Genomic DNA, 19,815 nt, shown 5'->3' on the forward strand with positions numbered 1-19,815 from the left:
GTCATGGTTTTTTTATCCGGGGTATGTTAAATTCTTCCAGACATCAAAACTGGCATCCGGTTGAAGGATGCTCCGGAGGAAAAGAAATGGCTGCAGATACTGCACAGAGCATTGAACATCCCGCACTGAAGCGTCCCAAGGTTTCGGACCGTGAACCCTTGCATCCCGGCTACCTGCGCGTTGGCGAGGAAGTGCCACCGGCCTCCAGCGTCGACATCAAGACCGTCGACATTGTTGATCCGGAAATCTGGCGTCAGGGAAAATATTGGGAGCTGCTCGAGCGCCTGCGCAACGAAGACCCCATCCATTTCACGCCTGACAGCTTTGTCGGCCCCTACTGGTCCATCACGCGCTATGAAGACATCATGGCCATCGATACGGACCACAAGCGCTTCTCCTCAAGCTGGGAGCATGGTGGCATCACGTTGGGCGAGCCGCTTGAAGATTTCGAAATGCCGATGTTCATCGCGATGGATGAGCCCCGCCACTCCGAGCAGCGCAAGACAGTCCAGCCGGCCGTCGCGCCGAACATGCTCAAGGAGTATGAATCCCTTATCCGTTCGCGGACGCAGGGCCTTCTCGACAGCCTGCCGGTCGGAGAACCTTTTGACTGGGTCGATACCGTCTCGGTCGAACTGACCACCATGATGCTGGCGACGCTCTTCGACTATCCGTTTGAGCGCCGGCGCGACCTGACCCGCTGGTCGGACGTCGCGACCAACATGAACAATCCTGACATCTGCCCCGGTGGGGAAGAACAGTGGAAACAGGAGATGATGACCTGCCTCACGACGTTCATGGGCCTGTTCCAGGAACGCGGCGCCATGGATGAGAAGAACGATCTCATCAGCCTGCTGGCGCATGGCGAAAAGACCCGCAACATGACGCCGATGGAGCTGCTGGGTAACGTCATCCTGCTCATCGTGGGCGGCAATGACACGACCCGCAACTCGATGACGGGTTCGGTCTACGCCCTGAACAAGTTCCCGTCTGAATACGAGAAGCTGAAAGCTGATCATTCGCTGATCCCGAACATGGTATCCGAGACGATCCGCTGGCAAACGCCACTGGCCTTCATGCGCCGTACAGCGCTGGAAGATGTCGAGATGGGCGGTAAAACCATCCACAAAGGCGACCAGGTCGCCATGTGGTATGTCTCCGGCAACCGCGACGAACGCTTCTGGGACCGCCCGAACGATTATATCATCGACCGCCCGAATGCCCGCCGCCACATCTCGTTCGGCTTCGGCATCCACCGCTGCGTCGGCAACCGCCTTGCGGAGCTGCAGCTGCAGATCCTGTGGCAGGAGATCATGGAACGCTTCAGCCATATCGAAGTGCTGGACGAGCCATCGCTGACGTCCGGCGCCTTCGTGAAGGGCTACACCTGGATGCCGGTGATCTGCCATCCGAAATAAGCGTGTTGGCTGACGCCGCGCAAAGCCTGATAAGCCTCCCATCAGATCCTGATGGGAGGTTTTTTCATGGACGTATCCACCGCTGTCGCCCAGCGCATTTCAACGCGCGCCTTCAAGCCTGACGCGCTTTCCGAAGCCGATGTACGTGAATGGCTGACCGCTGCGCAGCGGGCGCCTTCGGGGGGGAATGTGCAGCCTTGGCGGGTGATTGTGGTTTCGGGGGATGCGAAGGATGCGGTGATCGCCAAGGCGGCTGAGGTGCTGAAGGACAGTCCGGCGGGCCAGCCGACGGACCGGGCGATCTATCCCAAGGACCTGTGGGAACCCCACGAAGCGCGCCGCCGGCGTGTGGGAGAGATGATGTACGAAGCGCTGGAAATCCCGCGCAGCGACCGTGCCGCGAAGCTCGCCTGGTTTGCCAACAATTACCGCTTCTTCGGCGCGCCTGCTGCAGTATTCATTGTGATTGACGAGCGCATGGGCCACGGCCAGTGGGGCCATACCGGCATGTACATGCAGACTTTGGCCCTGCTCGCAGAGGAGCGCGGATGGGGGACATGCATGCAGGAATGCTGGGGCATTTTGCGGCCGATGCTGAAGGAACACTTCGGGCTTGGCGAGACCGAAATGGTCTGGTGCGCGATGGCTGTTGGCGTTCCGGATCCCGATCACAAGGTCAATTCGCTGCGCGCTGAACGGGCCGATCTGGACGAAATTGCGGAGCTCAAGGGGTTTTAGGAGTCCGTTCCCGGGTCTTAACGGGGACTTCCGAGTCCATTCCCGGACCATTCCCGGCCCATTTGCGACCTAATCCTGCCCCATGGCAGTGCTTTCTAGGGCCATGATCACGCGTCGTGCTGCCCTGTCCGGCCTTGTGGCCCTCCCTCTCATCCCGAGCGTCACGGGTGAGCGGCTGGTGCCCTGGGAGACGCGGCTTATCCTCGCCGCGCGTCGCCAGATCGGCGTCACGGTGAGCTATGACCCGGCCTATGTCAGCCTGGACTATCCGAACGGCGATGTTCCACGAGAACAGGGCGTGTGTACGGATGTCGTGATCCGGGCCTATCGGGACGCGTTCGACTTCGACCTGCAATCAGCCGTGCATGAGGACATGAAGGCGGCGTTCAGTGTCTATCCGAAGACCTGGGGCCTGACGCGGACGGATCGGAATATCGACCATCGCCGGGTGCCGAACCTTGAGACCTATTTCCGGCGGCATGGAGAGGCCTTGCCCACTCCCGCCTCACTGACGGACTGGCAACCCGGCGACCTCTACACGATGCGCCTGAATGGCAACCTGCCGCACATCGGGATCGTCTCAGACCGGGTGACAGCCATGGGGCATCATTATGTGCTTCACAATATCGGCGCAGGCACGGCTGAGGACGACATCCTCGGCCTGTTCGATGAGGAAAGGCGGTTCCGGTTCGAACCGCCGGGCGTGTGACCTATTCCTCGTCGTCCCAGTCGCTCATCGGGCGTTCCGGCTCACGCGGATTGGAGGCGAGCTGAATGACGGCGGCCTTGACCGCTGCACGGTCGAAATCCTCGTCTTCCTCAGGCGTGGTCGGGCGCGGCTTCAGGTAGGTGAAAACGCTGACAGAGCTGTCGTCAGATTCATCGTCTTCTGCCTCGCCAGCCATGGCATCTTCAGTCAGTTCCAATTCGGTATCGTCTGTTTGTGTCTCGTCGGATACGCCCGCTTCAGCGTTCTCGGCGGGCTCGTCCGCATCCTCGATATCCATGTAATCGGTGACGAAGGCGTCGACGGTTTCGGCCTCGTGGCGATCTTCGATCAGGACGTCTTCTTCGTTGAGGGCTTCCTCGTCCGGCATCTGGAAGCCGGATGGGATAACATCGGACAAGAGGCCTTCAGCTTCGAGATCTGCCTTGCCCGGCAAGGTGTCGAGGCTTTCAAGGCCGAAATGCTCAAGGAAGGCATCGGTGGTGCCATAGGTCATCGGCTGGCCGGGCGTCTTGCGGCGCCCCTTGATCTTGACCCAGCCGGCTTCCATCAGCGAGTCGATGGTCGTCTTGGCGACGGCGACGCCGCGCACGGCCTCGATTTCGGCGCGCGTGACAGGCTGGCCATAGGCGATGATCGCGAGCGTCTCAAGCGCAGCCTGACCCAGCTTCTTCTGGACCTGACGCTCTTCGACAAAAAGGTAGGAAAGGTCCTGAGCGGTCTGGAAGCGCCATTTACCGGCGACCTCAACGAGGTTCACGCCGCGATTGGCATACATCGCGCGCAGCGACATCAGCACCTCGGCCGACTCGACGCCATGCGGCAGGATTTCGGCAATCTGGTCAGCCGAGAGAGGCTCGCCAGCGGCAAACAGGATGGCCTCCGCGCGACGGATTCCTTCCGACAAGGCCTCCTGCATTCCGCCTTCCAGCGCCGCTTCGGAGCGCTTGTAGGCGAAGGACAGCTGGGCCATGGGATCCCGCGTCTCTTCCTGTGAATCATCCATCATTTCAAACTTCTCAAGCGGTTGCATCCCTGCCCTCCCCGGGGTTGGTTGTTGCATTACGCAGGTATAGTGGCGCAAAGTGGGCGTCCTGGCGCACGTCGACTTCCCCGTCACGGGCGAGTTCGAGCGCCGCCGAAAAGACGCTGGCGGTAACGGACCTTGGCGGCAGATCCGGGTCGACATCCGTCATCGTTGTCCGGATCTCGTCGAGCGTTGACCACTGGGTGAGCTGGCTGCGTAGTGCGCGCAGTGTGGTGCGCGCCAGTTCCAGCGGCAAGACGAATTGCTGCTCAATCTTGTGAGGCGCTTCCTTTTCCTTGCGCTCACGAATGGCGCCAAAGGCTTGCGTCAGCTCGTAGAGCGACGCCTTGAACTCGGTATGCTTGACGACGACTGGCTGCTCGGGCCGGCCGCGCAGGAAGATGACATTGTTGAGGACAGGCCCTGCTTCCAGTTCTTCAACGGCGGTGCGCATGGCATCGAGACGTTTCAGCCGGAAGGCCAGCCGTTCGGCCATTTCCTCGCCGCTCGGCTCGTCCTCATCCAGCTTTTCGGGCTTGGGCAGAAGGAGACGCGACTTCATATAGGCAAGCCATGAGGCCATCAGCAGATAGTCTGCTGCGAGATCCATACGCTTCGACTTCGCGTCTTCAATGAAGCCGAGATACTGGACGGCCAGGTCGAGGATGGACAGGTGGAGCAGGTCTACCTTCTGGCGGCGGGCCAGTTCCAGCAGGAGGTGGAGCGGGCCTTCATAGCCATCGACATCGACGCGGAAGACATCCCCCGCTTCGGCGTCCTGCGCGTCTGCCGACAGCGCATCGATGGAGATGGCGTCAACGCTCATGCCATCGCCTTGAATTCAGGAAAGAGTTCGTGGAAACGGGCCCATCCGGCCTGACCGTCAAAAGGTTGTTCATTCGCTGCCATGGCTTCGGCACGGTCAGCGCGCTGGAGCGCCTTACCGGCCAGAAGCGGCGAGGCTTCGGCCACTTCGGTCATCTCGGCGAGGATCGCTTCGTCGTCCTTCAGGAAGCCGGAACAGTGCAGCAGCATGTCACAGCCGGCGGCAATTGCCCCGTCTGCACGCGTCGTCAGGCTGCCGCCCAGCGCCCTCATCCCCAGATCATCGCTCATCAGCAGGCCATCAAACCCGATTCGCTCGCGAATGATGCCTTGAATCAGCTTTTGCGACAGGGTGGCCGCAACGCCTGGATCGATGGCGTCATAGGCAATATGGGCCGTCATTGCCATTGGCGCGTCGGCGAGTCGTGCAAAGGCGTCGAAATCCTTGGCCAGTTCCTGCTCACTGGCTGTGACGCGGGGCAGTTCGAGGTGGCTGTCCGACATCGACCGGCCATGGCCGGGGATATGTTTCACCACGCCCGCGACGCCACCATCGGCAAGGCCTTTGAGCGCGGCGCGGGCAAGGTCTGCCACCTGTTCCGGCTCTGTGCCGAAGGCCCGGTCGCCGATCACGTCATGCGCGCCGGGCACCGGCAGATCTACCACGGGCGCACAGTCGGCATGGATGGACATGGAGGCGAGTTCGGCGGCGATGAGGCGGTGGCCCAGCCATGCGGCTTCACGGCCACGTTCAGGGTCTGTCTTGTAGAGCAGCGCATAGTCTTCACCGCGCGGGAAAAGCGGCCATTCCGGCGCCTTGAGGCGGGCGACGCGGCCCCCTTCCTGATCGATGAAGATGAGGGTCTCGCGGCCCGTGGCATCCCAGATGTCGCTGACCAGCTGGCGGATCTGCGTTTTCGACACGCAGGAGCGGCCCATCAGGATGACGCCCCACGGATTTTGCGTGGCGAAGAGGGTCTTTTCCCCCGAAGTCAGTTGCGCGCCAGAGACGCTGAGGATGCAAGCCTTATTCACTATCCAGTCACCACAATGCAGTTTTCGCCAGCTGCCTTCAGCGCATCGCAGAAGGCAGCCGCTTCCGATCTTTCGGCAAAGGTGCCGACGCGCAAGCGGTAAAACACACCCTTGGCGCCGAGATCGGCGCGCTGGATCTGCTTTGAGGCGCCCTGATAGATATCCGGGCGGGAGCTGGACGCCTTGCGCCAGGCGGCTTCGGCGGCCTCTTCGGAGCGGAAAGCGGCGACTTGGACCATAAAGGCGCCATCGGCCGCGAATTCGAACTCGGACATGGCCTGTTGCCGGGGCATGGGCTGGGCCGCCATCGGCATCGGAACCGGGTTCACGGCAGCGACTTCAAGGTCTTCGTCCGATTCGGCAGGGCGGGAATCAAGGTCGGCGAGCGCCTTCACCTGATCCGCAACGGCATTTGGCATGCCGTTTTCGGGGTCTGTCTCGTCAGCGCTGGCTGATTCGATTCCCGGCCGGAGCTCTATCGGGGGACCACCCTGCAGGAATTCAGTGCTGCGCTCTTCATCGGCCAGTTCGGCATCCTGCGCGGCGGGGCGGTCAGAGGCGTCCATCTGGTCGTAGAAACGCTTGTCGGTGTCGGGCACGGCAACGCCGCCGCGGTCTTCCGGGGTGCGCTTGTAGGGCTGGGAATCGGCGATAACACTTGGGATCCCGGCGCCATTGGCACGGACGCCCTGCCGGTAGGTGTTCCAGACGACGGCGCCGAAAACGAGCAGGACGCCGATGGCGAGCGCCAGTATCAGCGGCCCACGGGCGGTCTCATCATCGCGGATTTCGAATCCCCGGTAGTCATCCTCGAAGGGCGAATAATCGCCCCCGTTGCGTGATCTGCCCATGGAATACTTCCTTCAGAACAATTTGCTGAGGTTAATATTAGGGGCCGTTTCGTTAATGACGCTTGAACATTCATGGGATTTGCCCCGGGCGCGCTGTATTCATTCGCAAATCAGCGCATGCCGCTGGGGTCAAACAGGCGGCGGTGCTCTTCCATGGCGAAGGTATCGGTCATGCCGGCGATATAGTCGCAGACAATGCGGGCACGGCGGCCTTCGGTGACCTGGGCCGCATCATGGCGCCAGGGCGGCGGCAGGGTTTCGGGCTCGGCGAGGAAGATGTCGAACAGGTCGGCCAGGAGGCGCTTGGCCTGGCTGCGCATGCGGTTGACCTTGTAATGCTTGTACATGCGCTCGTAGAGAAAAGCCCGCAGGGGACGCTGGCGCTCGGCTAGCGCATCGGAGAAAGCGACGAGGGGCACATCCATGGCGCGGACGGCAGCGGCGCTTTGGGGCTGGTGGAGGGCGATGCGGCGGCGGGTTTCGTCGGTCACGTCATTGATCCAGATGCCGATGAGGCGCCGGACGGCCTCGTAGGTGACCATGCGGTCGCTGAGGTGGGGGTATTCGATACGCACGCCCCGGAAGGCATCGCCGACGACTGGGATATCCTTCAGGTCGTCGATGGTGAACAGGCCGGAGGCGATGCCGTCGTCGATGTCGTGATTATTGTAGGCGATGTCGTCGGACAGGGCAGCGACCTGGGCTTCCGGGCCGGCGAACTGGTCGGGCTCGAGGTCGGCAAGCTGGTGGAAGTTGCGGAAGGCGGCGGGCAGGCTGCTGATCGGCGTATCGGGGCCGGTGACGGGGCCATTGTGCTTGACGAGGCCTTCCAGCATTTCCCAACTGAGGTTCAGGCCGTCGAAATTGGGGTAGCGGACCTCCAGCTTGGTGACAATGCGCAGGGTCTGGGCGTTGTGATCGAAGCCCTCATAGTCCGTCATGCACGCGTCGAGCTGGTCCTCGCCGGCATGACCGAAGGGTGGATGGCCGAGATCATGGGCGAGCGAGAGGGCCTCGGCGAGGTCTTCATCAAGGCCAAGCGTGCGGGCGATGCTGCGGGCGATCTGGGCGACTTCGAGGGAATGCGTGAGGCGCGTGCGGTAATGGTCGCCCTCATGGGCCACGAAAACCTGTGTTTTCTGCTTCAGGCGGCGGAAAGCGGTGGAGTGGACGATCCTGTCGCGGTCACGCTGGAACGGCGTTCGGGTCGCTGACGGGGCCTCCTCATGATAGCGCCCGCGGCTGTCTTCGTGACGTGTCGCAAACACTGCTCTCTTTTCCATTGGCCAATTCGTCCCTATCTTGTGTGGATGAGCACCGTAACAGCCCCTGATGTGACCCTGTCCGCCTCCGCTGCCAAGCGGATTAATGCGATTCTGGCCAAACAGGACGGCGCAGCCTTCCTGCGCGTGTCTGTCGAAGGCGGCGGATGTTCGGGCTTTTCCTACAAGTTCGACTTTGCCGATGCGGCCAATGCCGACGACCTGGTGGTCGAGCGCGATGGCGCGCATGTACTGATCGACGAAATGAGCCTCGAATTCCTGCACGGCGCCGAGATCGACTTCTCGACCGAACTGATCGGCGCGGCTTTCAAGATCAAGAACCCGAATGCGACAGCGGCCTGCGGTTGCGGGACCAGTTTCTCGATCTGACCTGACCCTGCGTCCGGCTCGCACGGACATGTCATTGCGCGTATGCTCCTGTTCAGGAGGACGACAGCATGACCAGACCAAAGCCATTCCGGATTGATGTGCCCGACAAGAAGATCGAGGCGATCATGGAGCGGGTGAAGAACTACCATTGGTTCCCTGCCCCCGCGAACGAGCAGGGCTTTGCCTATGGCATGTCGACCCCCGTGATGAAGGACCTGCAGCGCTACTGGCTGGCCGGCTATGACTGGCGCGCGGCGGAGACGGACCTGAACCGCTATCCAAGCTACATGGCCGATGTCGACGGCCTGGACATTCACTTCGTGCACGTTATCGGCGAAGGGGGCGGGGCTCGACCATTGCTGCTGACGCATGGCTGGCCGGGCTCGTTTTTCGAGTTCTGGGAGGCCATCGGCCCCCTCGCCTATCCGTCGAAGCATGGCGGCAAGGCCGAGGACGCCTTCGACATCGTGATCCCGTCCCTGCCCGGCTACGGCTTTTCCGAGAAACCCAAATCGCCCCTCGGCCAGCGCGCGACCGCGAAGCTATGGAACACGCTGATGCAGGATGTGCTCGGCTATGAGACCTATCTGGCGCAGGGCGGCGACTGGGGCGGGCTTGTGACGTCGTGGCTCGGTTATGATCATGGCGCGCACGACAAGAAGGGCGGCTGCAAGGCGATCCACCTGAACATGATGGGGTTCCGGCCAAACCCGGCCACGCCGCAATCGCAGGAAGAGACCGACTGGCTGAATGCGTCGCAGGCCGCGATGCAGCGCGAGGGGGCCTATTTGATGGAACAGGCGACCAAGCCGCAGACGCTGGCCATGGCGCTGATGGATTCTCCCATGGGCACGGCCGCGTGGATCCTCGAGAAGTTCCATGGCTGGTCAGACCTGAAGGATGGCGACCTGTTCAGTGTCTATTCCAAGGACCAGTTGCTGACGAATGTGATGATCTACCTCGTGAACGACGCCATTGCGACGAGCATCTGGTATTACAACGCCCTCTTCCAGGAAGGCGGCGTTGGCCTGCCGGATAGCAAGCGCTGTGAGACGCCGACCGGCTTTGCCAATTTCCCCGGCGAGACAATCTACTCGGCGCCGCCGCGCAGCTGGGCAGAGCGGGCCTACAACATCACCCATTGGAACGAGATGAGCCATGGCGGGCACTTTGCGGCCATGGAAGCACCTGACCTGTTCGTGGAGGAAGTGCGGGCCTGGGCGAAGAGCGCGGACTAGGCGGCTGAGCCTGCCCGAAGGTCCTGACCGACATTCTGAAGCACTGCATTGACGAACTTCGCTTCGGTCTCGTCGAAGAAGTCATAGGCCAGCGAGACATACTCATCCAGGATGACCGCGCTGGACAATTCCTGATGCGCGATGAACTCAGCGGCGCCTGCACGCAGGATGGCACGTGTGGTGGAGTCGAGACGGGTCAGTTTCCACCCATCCGCGAGGCGGGCGAGAATGGCCGTATCAATGGCGACCTGATGGGCGACCACAGCATTCAGTATGGACTTGAAAAGGTCAGGGTCTGCTTCCTCGACCGGTCGCTCGTCCGGGCCGATGCCGAGACGATCTTCCATGAAGGCGCGGATCGTGGCCTTGGCTGACTTTTCCGTCTGCTCCATTTCATAGAGGGCCTGGACAGCCGCCAACCGGGCGCCAGCACGGCGCGCGCGGATGACCTCGAAAGGGACTTTCTGCTGGCTCAACGAATGAGTTCCTTGCGGAACTTGATCATGGACAGGCAGGCTTCTGCGGCGTCCTTACCCTTGTTCTTCTGCTTGCGGTCGGCGCGGACCCAGGCCTGATCGCCATTCTCGACGGTCAGGATGCCGTAACCGATGGCCTGACGGCGCTGGACGATGAGGTCCATAAGGCCACGGGCGCTTTCACCGCAGACATAGTCATAATGCGAGGTTTCGCCGCGAATGACGCAGCCCAATGCGACAGCGCCATCAAAGCGGCCGCTGTCAGCTGCCATGGCGATGAGGCCTGGCAGCTCGAAAGCGCCTGGCACTTCCATGACGGTGACTTTTGCACCGGCAGCTTCAAGTACTTCCATCGCGCCAAGCTCCAGCTCGTCGCTGATGTGTTTGTAATAGCGTGAAATGGCAATAAGGACGCGGTCCGCCATTATTTCGTCTCCTCGTTCAAGCGGCGCCAGCCCTCTATGGTCAAGCCGTATCCGTCAAGCCCTGCAACGCGGGTTGGCTGCGTATCGGACAGGAAAGTCATGCGACGAACGCCCAATTCCCGCAGAATCTGGGCCCCGACGCCATATTCCCGCAAGGGAGCCGACGGGTCGCGCGGCGTGCTGCTCTTCAGGCCGAGGCGCTCTGCAATGACGTTCGGATGCATGGAATTGACGAAAACGACGACGCCGGGCTCTTCAGCTTCGGCAATGATGCGCATCGCTTTCCCGACAAGGCCCTGACGCGGGCCGGTTTCGCCAAGAATGTCAGCAAGCACGTCCGTGCGGTGAACGCGGACGAGTGTGGTCGAGTCCGGCTTGATGTCGCCATGGACGATGGCGATGTGTTCGGAATTGTCGAGCGTGTTGCGGAAGCAGACCGTCTTGAAGCCGTCTCCGTAAGTCGAGTTCAATACGGCTTCGACGCGGCGCTCAAGGAAACGATCATTCTGACGCCGCCAGGCGATGAGATCAGCAATTGTGCCGATCTTGAGATTGTGGAGCTGGGCGAAGGCGACAAGGTCCGGCAGGCGGGCCATAGAGCCGTCTTCGTTCATGATCTCGCAGATCACGCCGGCGGGATAAAGACCAGCCATGCGCGAAATGTCGACTGCGGCCTCTGTATGCCCTGCGCGGACCAGTGTGCCGCCGTCCTTGGCGACCAGCGGGAAAACGTGGCCGGGCGAGACAATATCATCGTCATCTGTCGTCGGATCGATGGCGACGGCAATCGTGCGGGCACGGTCATGTGCGGAAATGCCGGTGGTGACGCCTTCCTTGGCCTCAATGGATACCGTGAAGGCGGTCTGCATGCTTTCGCGGTTGTTGCGGGTCATCATGTCGAGGCGCAGCGTGTGGGCACGCTCCTGCGTCATGGCGAGGCAGATCAGGCCACGGCCATGACGGGCCATGAAATTGACCTGCTCCGGGGTCGCGAAGGTTGCGGGGATGATCAGGTCACCCTCATTCTCGCGATCCTCGGCATCGACCAGGATATACATGCGCCCATTGCGGGCGTCCTCGATGATCTCGTCAATCGAGGAAATGGCGTCGTGGAAACTTTCAGACATGAGTAGAGGGTCCTTCCGGCGCATCGGCGCCAATCATGCGCGCCACGTAGCGCGCGAGCATGTCGATCTCAAGGTTCACATGTGCGCCGGGCGTGAGGTCCGACAGGGTCGTCACCTCCCATGTGTGCGGAATGATCGCGATCTGGAAGTCGCCATTCGGCAAGGCCGCAGCGACGGTGAGGGAGACACCATTAATGGCGGCCGAGCCCTTGGTGGCGAAGTAACGGGCAATTTCGGCAGGCGGACGGATCGTCAGGCGCCAGCTCTGGCCTTCGGGCTCGATGGAAACGACCTCGCCGACGCCGTCGACATGGCCGAAGACGAAATGTCCGCCCAGCTCGTCGCCGAGCTTGAGGCTTTGCTCGAGATTGACGCGGGAGCCGGGTTTCCATTCGCCAAGAACCGTCTTGGAAAGGGTTTCAGGCACGGCCTCGACGGCGAACCAGGCGCCGCGCTCGGCCTGGCCCATGTCCACAACGGTGAGGCAAACGCCGGAATGCATAACGGATGCGCCCATGGCGATGTCTTCAAGCAGATAGCCGCTTTCGACCTCAAACCGGATGAGACCGTTGCGCGGCTCGGCCTTGCGGACCGTTCCGACGTCAGTGACGAGACCTGTAAACATGGCGGGTGCGATCCTTAGGGGGACTTATGCTGAATTCGAACATAAGTATCGAGAACGTCATCTCCAATCCGTTCCGTCGCGACAGGTCGCCATCGTGCCGCAGAGGCGAGGTCGTCGAGGCCGAGACTTCCCAATGCCGGCAGGCCATCCCCGCCGATCAGGATGGGCGCGCGAAACCAGGCAATTTCATCGATAAGGCCAGCGCGGATGAAGGAAGCCGCAAGTGTGCCGCCGCCTTCGAGCAGTATGGACATGATGCCCTCGGCCTCTGCGCGGCGAACGAGCGATGTGACGTCAACGCGCGTGCCGTTGCCGCAGCGCCATATGTCGACGCCGCTGGCGGCGAGGATGTCCTGAGGCTGGCCCGCTGTTGCGACGACGACAGGACCGCTGGAAATGGACTGGACCAGACGGGAGTGTCTGGGCGTGCGGCCGCTGGAATCGGCGACGATCCGGACGGGCTGTTTCTTCGGCATGGGCACGGTGCGGGCGGTCAGCATCGGGTCGTCGGCGAGGACGGTGCCGATGCCGACTAGCACGGCGTCATGCTCGGCCCGCAGCTGGTGGGCCCTGGCGCGGGAGTCGCTGGACGTGATCCACTGGCTGGTGCCGTCGGCAAGCGCGATGCGAGCGTCGAGGGACGTCGCGATCTTGAGGGTGACCCTCACGCCGCTCATGACTCGTCGAGATCTTCTTCTTCGAGCGCCGTTTTCTCGATGAACTGGGCGAAATCGCTTGGATCCTTGAAGTCGCGGTACACGCTGGCGTAGCGGACATAGCCGACGGGATCGACGCGCTTCAGCGATTCCATGACCAGCTCGCCGAGCTGGGAGGATGGGACTTCGGATTCGCCGCCGCTTTCGAGTTTGCGGACGATGCCGGAGACCATCTGGTCGATCCGGTCGCGATCGACGGGGCGTTTGCGCACGGCGACGGAAATGGAGCGCGAGAGCTTGTCCCGCTCGAACAGGGATCGCTTGCCGTCACGCTTGACGACAACGATCTCACGCAGTTGCACACGCTCGAATGTCGTGAAGCGCGCGCCGCAGCTTTCGCAAACACGGCGACGGCGCACGGCGGTGTCGTCTTCAGCCGAGCGGCTGTCCTTTACGGCTGTATTTTCGGAACCACAGAAAGGACAGCGCAAGGCGGATCAGGCTCCCAAACCGTTATAGATCGGGAACTGCGCGGTCAGCGCCTTTACTTCGGCGCGGACCTTGTCCTCGGTTGCGGAACTGTCGCCAGCTGCAACGGCATCAACGACTTCACCGATCCAGTTGCCGATCTGGGTGAACTCGTCTTCGCCGAAGCCGCGCGTTGTGCCTGCGGGCGAGCCGACCCGGATACCGCTGGTAACCGTCGGCTTGGCGGGATCAAACGGCACGCCATTCTTGTTGCAGGTGATGAAGGAGCGCTCGAGCGCCTGTTCGGCGTCGCGGCCGGTCACGTTTTTGGGGCGCAGGTCGATCAGGGCAAGGTGCGTATCGGTGCCACCGGAGACGACATCGAGGCCGCTGGCCTTGCAAGCTGCTGCCATCGCGCGGGCGTTGGCCACGACCTGTTTGGCGTAAGCCTTGAACTCAGGCGTCAGCGCCTCGCCGAACGCAACGGCCTTGGCAGCAATCACGTGCATCAGTGGGCCGCCCTGAATGCCGGGGAAGATCGCGGAATTGATCTTCTTGGCGAGCGCCTCATCATTGGTGAGGATCATGCCGCCGCGCGGGCCGCGCAGGGTCTTGTGCGTGGTCGTCGTCGCAATATGGGCGTGGTCGAGCGGGTTCGGATGCACGCCGCCCGCCACGAGTCCTGCGAAGTGGGCCATGTCGACAAGGAACAGCGCGCCGACTTCATCGGCAATCTCGCGGAAACGCTTGAAATCGATCTCGCGCGGATAGGCGGAACCGCCAGCGATGATCATTTGCGGACGGTGAGCCTTGGCGAGGCGTTCGACTTCGACGAAATCGATGCGGTCGTCTTCACGGCGCACGCCATATTGAACGGCGTTGAACCATTTGCCCGACTGGTTTGGCTTGGCGCCATGCGTGAGGTGGCCACCGGCGTCCAGGCTCATGCCGAGAATGGTGTCGCCTGGTTTGAGGACAGCGTTGAAGACGCCCTGGTTCGCCTGGCTGCCTGAATTTGGCTGGACGTTGGCAAATTCACATCCGAACAGCGCCTTGGCGCGATCAATTGCAAGGTTCTCGGCGACGTCGACAAATTCGCAACCGCCATAGTAGCGCTTGCCCGGATAACCTTCGGCGTACTTGTTGGTGAGGATTGAACCTTGCGCTTCAAGCACCGCTTTAGAAACGATATTTTCAGACGCGATCAACTCGATCTGATGTTGCTGGCGCGACCGCTCGTCGGCGATCGCTGCAAACAGTTCAGGGTCCGCTTCCGGGAGGGACGTTGTAAAAAATCCGCTCTTAACCGTCTGGGCCGGAGCCGCCGTATCCGCCATGAGAATCTCCTGTTTCAGGGGTCTGGACGTCTTTACGCCGCCTGCCTCCCAGCTGCAACCGTGGCAAACTGATGCGAACACGCCAGTTTCACATGGCGATTGCTCTAAGGAATCGACGAATATTGTGCCAGTTTACTTTAGTCTATATGATACTACAGCTTGCCTAGACCCATATTCTTAGCAACTAAGAACAGAGTTTTAGCAGGATAAGGCAAGGCGCAAGTATGACCAACATAGACGACACGGATGTGCTGGACATGACGGCGAGTATCGTGACGTCATTTGTGGCCAATAATTCCATTGCCGCGTCCGAACTCCCCGCCCTCATCAAAACCGTTCACGGGACGATCCTCGATCTCTCCACGGGCGGCGCACAGACTGCAGATATCCTCGAACCTGCTGTATCCATTGCGAAATCAGTGACCCCAGAATACCTGATTTGCCTGGAAGATGGTCGTAAGCTGAAGATGCTTAAGCGGTACCTACGCTCGCGTTACGACATGACACCTGAAGAGTACCGATCGCGCTGGAACCTCCCCGCCGACTATCCGATGGTGGCGCCCAACTATGCGAAGCTAAGGTCTAAACATGCCAAGGATATCGGCCTGGGCAAGAAAAAATAGGCCAATACTTAAATTATATAATATAGTCTAAGTAAACTCGCAGCCTACGCCGCCTTATCAAGTCCCAGCTGTTTCCATACGGCAAGAATTGCCGCAACCAGCTCGTCCATCATGGCGCCATCATGCACAGGGCTTGGTGTGAAGCGCAGGCGCTCCGTGCCACGCGGGACTGTGGGATAATTGATGGGCTGCACATAGATCCCGAAATCGAAGAGCAATGTGTCTGACAGCGCCTTGCAACGTTCAGGGTCGCCGACCATCAAAGGCACGATATGGGACGGCGAATCCATCACAGGCAGGCCCGCATCCGCAAACTTCTTCTTCAGAAGCGCCGCATTTTCCTGATGGAGGCTGCGCAGCCTGCGGCCTTCGTCCGTCCGCAGTTTGGACACGCTGGCAAGCGCGCCAGCCGCCATGACCGGACAGGTCGACGTCGTGAAGATAAAGCCGGACGCCATCGAGCGGATGGAATCGATCACTGTCTCATGACCGGCAATATAGCCACCCATGACACCATAGCCCTTAGCAAGCGTGCCTTCGATAATGTCGATCCGGTCAGCAAGGTTCAGCATCTCGGCTACCCCTGCCCCGTTCTCGCCGTAGAGCCCCATAGCGTGGACTTCGTCGAGATAGGTCAGCGCGTTGAATTCGTCGGCCAGGTCGCAGATCTCTTGCATGCGACCGAAATCGCCATCCATCGAGTAGACGCTCTCGAATGCGATCAGTTTTGGACGCTCGGGATCATCGAGTTCGAGCAAGGCACGCAGGTGGTCGACATCGTTGTGACGGAAGATGCGCCGATCCGCGCCGGACCGGCGAATGCCCTCGATCATGGAGGCATGATTGAGCGAGTCCGAATAAATGATCAGGTTGGGCAGGATCTTGCCGAGCGTCGACAGGGTCGCCTCATTGGACACATAGCCAGAGGTGAACAGCAGGGCGGCTTCCTTCTGGTGCAGGTCAGCCAGTTCCCGTTCCAGGTCGACGTGGTAGCGAGTCGTACCTGAAATATTGCGCGTACCGCCCGAACCGGCGCCGAAGCTGTCGATTGCCGTGTGCATCGCGTTGATGACGTCTTCGTCCTGCCCCATGCCCAGATAGTCGTTGGAGCACCAGATGGTCACTTCACGCTCGCCATCCTCAAAGCGCGCAATGGCTTTTGGAAACTTGCCGCGTTGCCGCTGCAGGTCGATGAAAACGCGGTAACGGCCTTCACCATGAATTTCGCCAAGGGCGTCTTCAAATGCTTTGAGGTGTTTCATGGCAATAGGCCGCCTTTGGACAAGAACTGGCGTTTAGATAATCCGGCAACCGCCGTTTGATAATCCTCAACTACGACAAACGCTGTATTTGTCGCATACGGGAAATCCCCTAGGAATCATATCCGGGCGACTGGCGGTCCAGTTTACGCAGCAGAGCGGGCCATGCGAGCCGATTGGCGAGCACTTTTGTGCCTTCCGGGTTGCTCTGCCCTTTCACCACGTTTTGCACGTCTTCAGACGCCATGATGACGCCATCACGGCCGACCGACAGCGCGCGAACCTGCATCGTGCAGGCGCGCTCGAGGAAGAACATGCGCAGGAATGTTTCGGCGGCTGTACCGCCCACGGCCATGGTGCCGTGGTTGTACAGAAGCATCGTGTTCTTGGTGCCAAGGTCGGCAACGAGTCGTTCGCGCTCGCCAAGGTCCAGCGCGACGCCTTCATAGTCGTGATAGGCCAGATCGTGGCGCACGAGCATGGATGTCTGGCTGAGCGGCATCAGGCCGTCCTTCTGGCATGAGACAGCCACGCCATCATCAGTATGGAGGTGCATGACGACATGCGCGTCATCGCGTGCGGCATGGACTGCCGAGTGGATGGTGAAGCCAGCCGGATTGATGAAATATTCGGTTTCCTGGATGACGTTGCCGTCGAGATCGATCTTCACGAGCGACGAGGCGGTGATTTCCTCGAACAGCATGCCATAGGGGTTGATCAGGAAATGATGATCGGGGCCGGGCACGCGGTGGGAAATGTGGGTGAAGATCATGTCGTCCCAGCCGTGCAGGGCAACAAGACGGTACATCGCGGCGAGATCGACCCGCGCTTTCCACTCTTCTGCACTCACAGAACCGCGTAGATTGATACCTTGGGCGCCATCGGCCATGTCACATTCCTCCATATTTTGGAGCGAAACTATCGGAAATTCCCGGCGAACGCCAGTTAAACCTGACACAGGCGTCACCTGAGCGCGCCCAAACACCCCGCCAATCAGACATGCATTTCGTCGAAATCCTTGACGATGCAGCCAACGCCGCCGACATGTGACCGGCATGAACCAGCTACGCCTTTCTTTTTTCGCCTCCAAACGTCCCGAAGCACAGGACGCGCTTCCTGAACTTGTCCGCCGCTACGGTCAGGTCCCGGAAGCCGAAGCCGACGTTATCGTTGCGGTTGGCGGGGACGGCGCCATGCTGGATACCCTGCGCCGGCGATTCCAGGACAACAAGCCCGTCTATGGCATGCACCGTGGCACGGTGGGGTTCCTGATGAATGACTACAGCCTCGACGGGCTGGTCGAGCGCATTAACGCGGCAGAACGGGCAAGCCTCGTGCCCCTGCGCATGATTGCAACGGACATTCACGGCGAAGAGCATAGCGCGCTTGCGATCAATGAGGTCTCCCTGTTGCGCCAGACCGCCCAGTCGGCACGGCTGAAAATCACGGTCGATGACCGCATGCGCATGGAAGAACTGACCTGTGACGGCGTGATGGTGGCGACGCCCGCGGGCTCTACCGCCTACAACCTGTCTGCCCATGGCCCGATCCTGCCCATTGGGGCGAATCTTCTGGCCCTGACGCCCGTAAGCGCGTTTCGCCCGCGCCGGTGGAAAGGCGCCCTTTTGCGCCATGACGCCACGGTTAATATCGACGTGATCGCTCCGGATCGCCGCCCCGTTGCAGCGGCTGCCGACAATCAGGAAGTGCGCGATATCAAGCATGTCCTGGTCAGGGAAAGCCGGGAAACGCGCCTCACCATGCTGTTTGATCCGGGCCACGCGCTGGATGAGCGCATCCTGCGTGAGCAATTTGCCTTCTGAGTCAGACATCCCTGTTTGTCAGCGGTTTTTTAAGGGTTGGCGCCTAGCATCGCTCCAAAGATCAGGACGATGCGACAATGAAAAAGCTGATTGGCAAGTTGCTTGGCGCAAAGAGCGGTAAGTCCGTGGAAACCAAGCAGATGGCGACGCCTGATATTTCGCGGGTGATAAAGATGCCTGCCGCACCGCCAGTAACTGCTGCGGAAATTCCGGCACCTGCCCCCGAACCGGAGCTTGCGCCTGAGACAGCGGACCCGAACGAGCTTGCGGATCGCGCCGAAGCCGCCGTGGACGCCATGGCATCCCAGTTCGACGCCTGGATGGAGGCTGACCTCCATCGCCTCATGGACGCCTGGCAGGAGGCAAAGCAGCCCGGCGCCACGCCTGAAGCCTACCGCACCGTCTTCATGTGTGCCCACAACATCCGCGGCGCGGCCGGATCATACGGCTACCCTGCGATCTCCAGGCTATGCGGATCGCTCTGCACGCTGTTGAGCGAGACCCATCCTGGCGAGAATGCTGCCCTGATAAACCTGCACATAGAGGCCTGCCGGGCAGCTTTCATCGGCGCGGGCAAAGGCGACACATCGCAGTCGATGGCAGATGCCGTGTGCGATGCCCTGGAGCAAAGCGTGGCCGCCAAGGCCGCTCACAAATAGTCAGACATTCACGCGGGACAACAGTTCGACCGTCTGCCCGTAGCCGGCCTCTTCCGGTATGAACAGGCAGGGCTGCCCGGACTCGTCCTTGCCAGCCTTTGGCAAGACGGACACGACTTCTTCTGAACCAAAGCGTGTCGCCGCATCTGCGACCGATGTTGTGCGCGCCAGCTTCACCAGGTTCATCCGTGTCGGGAAAATTATGGTGGCCTCCCCAGCCAGCTCCATGTCGAGCGCCTCCTGCGCGCCCAGCCAGACAGCATCGGTCGTCTCGCGACCGTCATGTGCAGCGATCTGGTCGGCAGGCGCAGGCGCGATGTAGAAATGGGTATCGAAGCGCTTGGGCATCATGTCCGGCGTGATCCAGTGTCCAAAGTGGATAAGGCTATCGAGCGCCAGCACGAGGTCGTTGGCACGGATCAATTCGAGAAAGCTCTCTTCGCGCCTGTCCACCGGTCCGCGATGCGGGGCAAGGCGTTCGGACACGTCCGGGCCAACAAGAGTAGCGCCGGGCCCACGTTGGCTTGCTGGACGCGCCAGCAAAAGACCGGATTCCTCGAAAGCCTCGCGGACGGCCGCGATCCGCGCATCTTGCTGAACGGGCCCAAAATCACCATCCGTGAAGGCGTCCCAGGCAGGATCGGAATCCTCTTCATTCGCTTTGCCACCCGGAAAGACGAGGGCGCCAGCTGCAAAATCGATCTGGTAATGTCGCTTTACCATGAGGACCTGTGGCGCCGCTTTACCATCGCGAATGATCAGGACGGTAGCCGAAAGACGGGGTTCTGCAGGGGTCTGGGACATTGAGGTAACCTCGATTGGTCAA

23 protein-coding genes are annotated in these 19,815 nt (G+C 60.8%); 8 read left to right on the plus strand and 15 right to left on the minus strand.

Annotated elements, in window-relative coordinates:
• The first annotated feature begins 86 nt into the window (after window positions 1–86).
• The 3 genes from HY30_RS16285 (at window position 87) to HY30_RS16295 (ending at window position 2,865) form a co-directional block, all read left to right on the plus strand.
• Window positions 87–1,418 carry a cytochrome P450 gene (locus HY30_RS16285; protein ID WP_081812320.1) on the plus strand — a complete coding sequence of 444 codons (1,332 nt, stop codon included), beginning with the start codon at window positions 87–89 and terminating at the stop codon, window positions 1,416–1,418.
• A gap of 66 nt (window positions 1,419–1,484) precedes the next feature.
• Window positions 1,485–2,156, plus strand: a complete 672-nt coding sequence (locus tag HY30_RS16290) for a nitroreductase (RefSeq protein ID WP_034743139.1) — start codon at window positions 1,485–1,487, stop codon at window positions 2,154–2,156.
• Window positions 2,157–2,259: 103 nt separating this feature from the next.
• Window positions 2,260–2,865, plus strand: coding sequence for a DUF1287 domain-containing protein (locus tag HY30_RS16295; protein WP_034743142.1), 606 nt, complete (start codon window positions 2,260–2,262; stop codon window positions 2,863–2,865).
• A gap of 1 nt (window position 2,866) precedes the next feature.
• Here the strand turns inward: HY30_RS16295 and scpB are convergent, their stop codons facing one another.
• The 5 genes from scpB to HY30_RS16320 all read right to left on the minus strand — a co-directional run bounded on the left by scpB (window position 2,867) and on the right by HY30_RS16320 (window position 7,904).
• The gene (gene scpB, locus HY30_RS16300) at window positions 2,867–3,916 is read right to left on the minus strand and encodes an SMC-Scp complex subunit ScpB (RefSeq protein WP_081812321.1); all 1,050 of its coding nucleotides are present in this window, start codon (window positions 3,914–3,916) and stop codon (window positions 2,867–2,869) included.
• On the minus strand, window positions 3,903–4,736 hold the full coding sequence (locus tag HY30_RS16305) for a segregation and condensation protein A (protein ID WP_034743145.1): 834 nt from the start codon (window positions 4,734–4,736) through the stop codon (window positions 3,903–3,905). Before HY30_RS16305 ends, scpB begins: the two co-directional genes overlap by 14 nt.
• Complete coding sequence (gene nagZ / locus HY30_RS16310; RefSeq protein WP_034743149.1) at window positions 4,733–5,773, minus strand: beta-N-acetylhexosaminidase; 1,041 nt, start codon at window positions 5,771–5,773, stop codon at window positions 4,733–4,735. Before nagZ ends, HY30_RS16305 begins: the two co-directional genes overlap by 4 nt.
• Window positions 5,770–6,621 (minus strand): SPOR domain-containing protein, encoded by an 852-nt coding sequence (locus HY30_RS16315; RefSeq protein WP_034743152.1) that lies wholly within the window; start codon window positions 6,619–6,621, stop codon window positions 5,770–5,772. The genes nagZ and HY30_RS16315 overlap by 4 nt, the downstream gene beginning before the upstream one ends.
• 110 nt (window positions 6,622–6,731) lie before the next feature.
• A complete protein-coding gene (locus HY30_RS16320; protein WP_034743155.1) occupies window positions 6,732–7,904 on the minus strand; it encodes a deoxyguanosinetriphosphate triphosphohydrolase in 1,173 nt (390 codons plus the stop codon).
• A gap of 27 nt (window positions 7,905–7,931) precedes the next feature.
• Here HY30_RS16320 and erpA point away from each other — a divergent pair, with 27 nt between their 5' ends.
• Together erpA and HY30_RS16330 are read left to right on the plus strand one after the other, a co-directional pair.
• Window positions 7,932–8,273 carry an iron-sulfur cluster insertion protein ErpA gene (gene erpA, locus HY30_RS16325; protein ID WP_034743157.1) on the plus strand — a complete coding sequence of 114 codons (342 nt, stop codon included), beginning with the start codon at window positions 7,932–7,934 and terminating at the stop codon, window positions 8,271–8,273.
• 68 nt (window positions 8,274–8,341) lie between these two features.
• Window positions 8,342–9,511 carry an epoxide hydrolase family protein gene (locus HY30_RS16330; protein ID WP_034743159.1) on the plus strand — a complete coding sequence of 390 codons (1,170 nt, stop codon included), beginning with the start codon at window positions 8,342–8,344 and terminating at the stop codon, window positions 9,509–9,511.
• Here HY30_RS16330 and nusB read toward each other — a convergent pair.
• The 7 genes from nusB to glyA are packed head-to-tail and all read right to left on the minus strand — an operon-like array spanning window position 9,508 to window position 14,625.
• The gene (gene nusB / locus HY30_RS16335; RefSeq protein ID WP_034743162.1) at window positions 9,508–9,987 is read right to left on the minus strand and encodes a transcription antitermination factor NusB; all 480 of its coding nucleotides are present in this window, start codon (window positions 9,985–9,987) and stop codon (window positions 9,508–9,510) included. The two genes, HY30_RS16330 and nusB, sit on opposite strands and share 4 nt — an antisense overlap.
• Window positions 9,984–10,412 carry a 6,7-dimethyl-8-ribityllumazine synthase gene (gene ribH, locus HY30_RS16340; RefSeq protein ID WP_034743166.1) on the minus strand — a complete coding sequence of 143 codons (429 nt, stop codon included), beginning with the start codon at window positions 10,410–10,412 and terminating at the stop codon, window positions 9,984–9,986. The genes nusB and ribH overlap by 4 nt, the downstream gene beginning before the upstream one ends.
• Window positions 10,412–11,539, minus strand: a complete 1,128-nt coding sequence (gene ribB / locus HY30_RS16345) for a 3,4-dihydroxy-2-butanone-4-phosphate synthase (RefSeq protein ID WP_034743170.1) — start codon at window positions 11,537–11,539, stop codon at window positions 10,412–10,414. Before ribB ends, ribH begins: the two co-directional genes overlap by 1 nt.
• Window positions 11,532–12,164, minus strand: a complete 633-nt coding sequence (locus tag HY30_RS16350; RefSeq protein WP_034743174.1) for a riboflavin synthase — start codon at window positions 12,162–12,164, stop codon at window positions 11,532–11,534. The genes ribB and HY30_RS16350 overlap by 8 nt, the downstream gene beginning before the upstream one ends.
• Window positions 12,165–12,178: 14 nt before the next feature.
• Window positions 12,179–12,841, minus strand: coding sequence for a RibD family protein (locus tag HY30_RS16355; RefSeq protein WP_034743177.1), 663 nt, complete (start codon window positions 12,839–12,841; stop codon window positions 12,179–12,181).
• Window positions 12,838–13,311 carry a transcriptional regulator NrdR gene (gene nrdR / locus HY30_RS16360; protein ID WP_034743181.1) on the minus strand — a complete coding sequence of 158 codons (474 nt, stop codon included), beginning with the start codon at window positions 13,309–13,311 and terminating at the stop codon, window positions 12,838–12,840. The genes HY30_RS16355 and nrdR overlap by 4 nt, the downstream gene beginning before the upstream one ends.
• A 6-nt stretch (window positions 13,312–13,317) precedes the next feature.
• A complete protein-coding gene (gene glyA / locus HY30_RS16365) occupies window positions 13,318–14,625 on the minus strand; it encodes a serine hydroxymethyltransferase (RefSeq protein WP_034743184.1) in 1,308 nt (435 codons plus the stop codon).
• A 224-nt stretch (window positions 14,626–14,849) separates the two neighbouring features.
• Here glyA and HY30_RS16370 point away from each other — a divergent pair, with 224 nt between their 5' ends.
• Window positions 14,850–15,248, plus strand: coding sequence for a Ros/MucR family transcriptional regulator (locus tag HY30_RS16370; RefSeq protein WP_034743187.1), 399 nt, complete (start codon window positions 14,850–14,852; stop codon window positions 15,246–15,248).
• A 44-nt stretch (window positions 15,249–15,292) separates the two neighbouring features.
• Here the strand turns inward: HY30_RS16370 and hemA are convergent, their stop codons facing one another.
• A complete protein-coding gene (hemA, locus tag HY30_RS16375) occupies window positions 15,293–16,510 on the minus strand; it encodes a 5-aminolevulinate synthase (RefSeq protein WP_034743190.1) in 1,218 nt (405 codons plus the stop codon).
• A gap of 109 nt (window positions 16,511–16,619) precedes the next feature.
• On the minus strand, window positions 16,620–17,396 hold the full coding sequence (locus tag HY30_RS16380; RefSeq protein ID WP_034743193.1) for a class II aldolase/adducin family protein: 777 nt from the start codon (window positions 17,394–17,396) through the stop codon (window positions 16,620–16,622).
• Between the two features lie 166 nt (window positions 17,397–17,562).
• On the opposite strand from HY30_RS16380, the gene HY30_RS16385 reads away from it, so the two are divergent.
• Together HY30_RS16385 and HY30_RS16390 are read left to right on the plus strand one after the other, a co-directional pair.
• On the plus strand, window positions 17,563–18,330 hold the full coding sequence (locus HY30_RS16385; protein ID WP_034743196.1) for an NAD kinase: 768 nt from the start codon (window positions 17,563–17,565) through the stop codon (window positions 18,328–18,330).
• Between the two features lie 77 nt (window positions 18,331–18,407).
• Complete coding sequence (locus tag HY30_RS16390) at window positions 18,408–18,989, plus strand: Hpt domain-containing protein (RefSeq protein ID WP_034743199.1); 582 nt, start codon at window positions 18,408–18,410, stop codon at window positions 18,987–18,989.
• On the opposite strand, the gene HY30_RS16395 is transcribed toward HY30_RS16390, so the two are convergent.
• Entirely contained in the window at window positions 18,990–19,793 is an 804-nt protein-coding gene (locus HY30_RS16395; RefSeq protein ID WP_034743202.1) for an NUDIX hydrolase, read from the minus strand. It abuts the gene before it with no gap.
• Window positions 19,794–19,815 lie beyond the last annotated feature (22 nt).

It is taken from the genome of Hyphomonas chukchiensis, from assembly GCF_000682695.1.
GTDB classification, from domain to species: Bacteria; Pseudomonadota; Alphaproteobacteria; order Caulobacterales; family Hyphomonadaceae; genus Hyphomonas; species Hyphomonas chukchiensis.